The sequence below is a fragment of the Moorena sp. genome, from assembly GCF_982860115.1.
Window position 1 is genome coordinate 1 of the sequence record NZ_CEYLVT010000379.1, and the last position, 4,209, is coordinate 4,209.

4 protein-coding genes are annotated in these 4,209 nt (G+C 43.8%); 1 reads left to right on the plus strand and 3 read right to left on the minus strand.

Annotated elements, in window-relative coordinates:
• Positions 1-66 precede the first annotated feature (66 nt).
• The 3 genes from htpG to AC4II3_RS31625 form a co-directional block, all read right to left on the minus strand.
• A complete protein-coding gene (gene htpG, locus AC4II3_RS31615) occupies positions 67-2,079 on the minus strand; it encodes a molecular chaperone HtpG (RefSeq protein WP_488016650.1) in 2,013 nt (670 codons plus the stop codon).
• 342 nt (positions 2,080-2,421) lie between these two features.
• Positions 2,422-2,703: a hypothetical protein gene (locus AC4II3_RS31620; protein ID WP_488016652.1), complete on the minus strand. Its 282-nt coding sequence runs from the start codon at positions 2,701-2,703 to the stop codon at positions 2,422-2,424.
• Between the two features lie 140 nt (positions 2,704-2,843).
• Positions 2,844-2,987 carry a hypothetical protein gene (locus AC4II3_RS31625; protein ID WP_488016654.1) on the minus strand — a complete coding sequence of 48 codons (144 nt, stop codon included), beginning with the start codon at positions 2,985-2,987 and terminating at the stop codon, positions 2,844-2,846.
• On the opposite strand from AC4II3_RS31625, the gene AC4II3_RS31630 reads away from it, so the two are divergent.
• On the plus strand, positions 2,986-4,167 hold the full coding sequence (locus AC4II3_RS31630; protein WP_488016656.1) for a glycosyltransferase family 4 protein: 1,182 nt from the start codon (positions 2,986-2,988) through the stop codon (positions 4,165-4,167). The two genes, AC4II3_RS31625 and AC4II3_RS31630, sit on opposite strands and share 2 nt — an antisense overlap.
• The last annotated feature ends 42 nt before the right edge of the window (positions 4,168-4,209 follow it).

Genomic DNA, 4,209 nt, shown 5'->3' on the forward strand with positions numbered 1-4,209 from the left:
CCACACCCCACACCCCACGCCCCACACCCCACGCCCAACCCCCTACTCCCTACTCCCTACTCCCGATTACTCTTGGGTCAAGCGGGTCATAACCTTATTGGACCGTTCCACAAACGCCTTCATGCCTTCGGCATCAAAGCCTTTCTGAGCCATCAGTGCCAGGTCATAAACATGCTGACAAATCATGGTAGCCAATTCCGCTGAGGGAGACTGACCGCTACTCTGAATAATACTGCTTTGACTGAGGTTGACTAGATTCTGAATCAGTGGGTGGGTAGTATTGACCACCAAAATATGTTCCTCTGGGAACTGCACCGACTGCTGCTGCATCATGGCAGTCATTTCCTGTAGACGGCGCATTGCTTCCGGTAACAATACCATGGCGGGTGGGGTGCCTTGGGGGTCATCAGACTTCAGGGCTTGAGTCCGGACATTGACCTTAGGCTTATTAATCGCTTGCTCGAACAGTTCCTTAATCAGGTCAGAACGGGTTTTGTTGGTCTTGGGGTCAACAATCTCTTTTTCCTGCTCCTGATCAACAAGGGTATCATCCAAGTCTGAATCCACCCGAGAGAACTTAGCTTCTGTATATTCCCGTTCCAAGAAGCTAATGTAGTGACTGTCGATAAAGGAGTCCATAAATAGGACTTCTAACCCTTGATTTTTGTGCAATTCCACATAAGTGGCTTGGCTAGCCTCATCAGTGCAATAGAATACCCGATTTTCGTGGTTTTCTTTATTGCGCTCTAGATACTCTTTAAGGGTGGTGTAGGGTTGAGAAGAAGAAGACTTCACCTGTTCTGTGTCAGCATCTGGTGTGACATCCTCCCAAGCATCCCCCTCTTGGGATTGCACTTCTACCTTAGGGGTGTCAGTAGGGGTCTCAGTGGTTGGAGCTTCCGAACTTTCCACCGGTTGATAGGTGGTGCGGAAGATCACAATATCTTCCACTTGTTTCTTAAACTTCTCGCTATTGATGCAGCCAAACTTAACGAATGTACCCACATCTTGCCAGGCACTGATGTACTGATCCCGCTCATCCTGGTACTGTTGCTTTAAGCGATCGCCAACTTTCTTAGCAATAAAGTCACCAATCCGAGCCACTGTCCGGTCCTTGGTAAGAGCAGAACGGGAGACATTCAGGGGAATATCAGGACTATCAATCACCCCTCGCAGTGGCATTAGGAAGTTAGGAATCACTTCCTCACAGTTGTCACTGACAAACACTTGATTACAGAAAAGCTTGGTTTGCCCCTTAGTCACATCCACGTCTGGCTTCAGTTTAGGGAAATAGAGAATGCCATCAAGCAAGAAAGGATAATCTGTGTTTAGGTGTACCCACAGCAAGGGTTCATCTTGGAACGGGTAAAGATAGCGATAGAACTCCAGATAGTCTTCTTTGGTCAGGTCTCTTGAAGATTTCTTCCACAGTGCCTCATGCTTGTTGATCACCTCATCTTCCAGCTTGATGGGCACTGCCATGAAATCACAGTAGGATTTCACTAACTGACGAACCCGTGAGGTTTCTAGGTACTCCTGTTCCTCCTCTTGCATGGTGAGGGTAACGGTAGTACCTGGTTCAGTCCGCTCAGAATCCGCTAGTTCAAAGGCTGGAGAACCATCACAGGACCAATGAACGGCTGTTGCTCCTGTTCGGTGAGATAGGGTATCAATTTCTACCTTCTGAGCGACCATGAAAGCAGAGTAGAAACCTAATCCGAAGTGACCGATAATCTGTTGGTCAGCTTGCTTTTGGTACTGCTGGATAAATTCTTCAGCGCTAGAAAAAGCAACTTGATTAATATACTTTTTCACCTCATCGGCAGTCATCCCAATGCCGTTATCCGAGATGGATAGAGTTTTCTTATCCTTATCAATGGTAATTTTAATTTCCGGGTCTCCCAGATCCCCGTCAATCTCCCCAGCATAAGAGACCATCTTCAACTTCTGGATGGCATCCACTGAATTGGAGATCAGCTCCCGCAAGAAGATTTCGTGATCCGTGTAGAGAGACTTCTTGATAATCGGGAAGATATTCTCAGTATGAATCGTGATTGTGCCTTGTTCCAGTACAGTCATTGGTATTGCTACATTAATATGATGAATGTCCCTTTAACGATTCTGAGGGATTACTTTTGATACTATAAATGGGGTTGTCCACCGATAGGGATTCGGATTTCCGTATTTTGGGGAATACTAATGAAGTTGTAAGCATATGCGCTACACGGACGCTACGCGAACAGCGGTCAGCGAACAGCGGTCAGCGGTCAGCGGTCAGCTTATTTTATTCAAAAGCTGTTCGCGTAGTGTAGCCTTTGGCCTTTAGCTATTCGGTGTAGCGTGCGCCTAGCCTTTGGCCTTTAGCTGTTGGCGTAGCGTGCGCGTAGCGCATAAGCTGATAGTTTAATCATTAAAAATTCACTAGTCATTAATCTCAAGATTAGCATACTGAGCGAAATCACCTAAATATTTTCCTTTACCTTCTGCTGCTTGCTGGATACCTCGTTTCACCGTTGCCAGGGTTTCGGGATTTTGCCATAACCACTGTTCTTCTTCTGGAATTGGATCGAGTAGGATTTGTCCTGTATCGTTAATCAATACTCGGTAGACTTTTGCCTTAGCTTCCGGTCCTAATTTTAAACAAAAGTGTTCATCAATTTGGGCAGCATTATCAATGACATGGAAGTTTTGGTGAAGAATCATTTTTACTAGCCGAATAATATCTATAGCAGTTTTATTTTAGTTGGAAACATACTCCTTTAAGTAAAAACAATAGTAATTTTAATTCCCTTAATTAACTTGCCAAAATTAATTCACTTGCAATAGGATATTGTAATTAGCACCTAACCAGATAGGTTAACAAAGTTTTTTATTCCCGATTCCCGATTCCCGATTCCCGATTCCCGATTCCCGATTCCCTGTTCCCTGTTCCCTGTTCCCTCCCCTATACAACTATATACCGAGAAGAAATCAATCCGCCATACCATGACTAAAGTTTTTCTAATCTGTTCTGGTCTGGGTCATATCCAGCGGGGGTATGAATCCTTTGCCCAAGAGTGCTTTGCTGCTTTATCTCAGGAATCGTCTCTTGATATAACCCTGTTTAAAGGAGGAGGTAAGTCTGATCAAAAAATGATTACATTATGGAATCTGCCACGGTATAGTTGGATGGCAGGTCAACTGGGAAGATTGGTTAAGCAATTAAGTGAATTTTTAAAAAAAGGTGACTATTTTGTCAGACAAGAAGGGTACTTTATTGAACAAGCGTCATTTATCTTAAGTTTATTATCACATATATATCGTGAACGTCCAGAGGTAATTTACTTTAGTGATGATGGCTTAGGCTATCTACTGTGGCACTGGCGGCGTTTGACAAAACAGAATTATAAGCTACTTTTCCGTAATGGAGGAGCGTTATCCCCTCCTTTTTCCCGTTGGGATCATGTACAGCAGTTAACACCAATTCACTATAAACAGGCGTTAACTTATGGAGAGCCTGCTGATAAACAAAGTCTACTGCCTTCTGGATTCTTTATCCCTGCAAAATTACAGATACTGTCACCATTAGAACGAGAGGGGTTACGAGAAAAATTAAGACTACCGAAACAGCAACCGTTAATTCTTTCTGTGGCAGCGATTAATAAGTCTCATAAACGCATGGACTACATTATTAATGAAGTAGCGAGTTTGCCAAAACCTAGACCATTCCTATTATTATTAGGTCAACAGGAGGCTGAATCACCAGAAATTATTCAGCTTGGCCAAGAGCTATTAGGGGTTGATCAGTTTCAAGTGCGAACTGTTGCTCGTGAGCAAGTAACGAATTACTATCAGGTTGCTGATCTTTTCGTCTTAGCGTCTCTCCATGAAGGTTTACCACGAGTAATTGTGGAAGCGATGTCCCATGGTTTACCTTGTCTCGCTCATGATTATGACATTACTCACTTTGTTTTAGGCAATGAAGGATATTTCGCTAATTTTGAATTAACTGGAAGTTTAGCTAGTCTAATTTCTCAAGTCTTGAGTGAAGGATATAACGAAAGTAAGCGTGAAAATTGTCATCGTACGGTCTATGAACGGTTTAGTTGGCAGCAGTTATCGCCAGCTTATGTTGATATGATTGAACGGTGCAGATTAATGGTAAAGGGAGTCGCGAGTAGGGAGTAGGGAGTAGGGAGTAGGGAATCGGGAATCGGGAATCGGGAATCG

What these genes read in the sequence shown, in the direction of transcription:
- AC4II3_RS31620 (WP_488016652.1), bottom strand. Translation starts at nt 2,703, where the DNA reads ATGATTCTTCACCAAAACTTCCATGTCATTGATAATGCTGCCCAAATT.
- AC4II3_RS31625 (WP_488016654.1), bottom strand. Translation starts at nt 2,987, where the DNA reads ATGGTATGGCGGATTGATTTCTTCTCGGTATATAGTTGTATAGGGGAG.
- htpG (WP_488016650.1), bottom strand. Translation starts at nt 2,079, where the DNA reads ATGACTGTACTGGAACAAGGCACAATCACGATTCATACTGAGAATATC.
- AC4II3_RS31630 (WP_488016656.1), top strand. Translation starts at nt 2,986, where the DNA reads ATGACTAAAGTTTTTCTAATCTGTTCTGGTCTGGGTCATATCCAGCGG.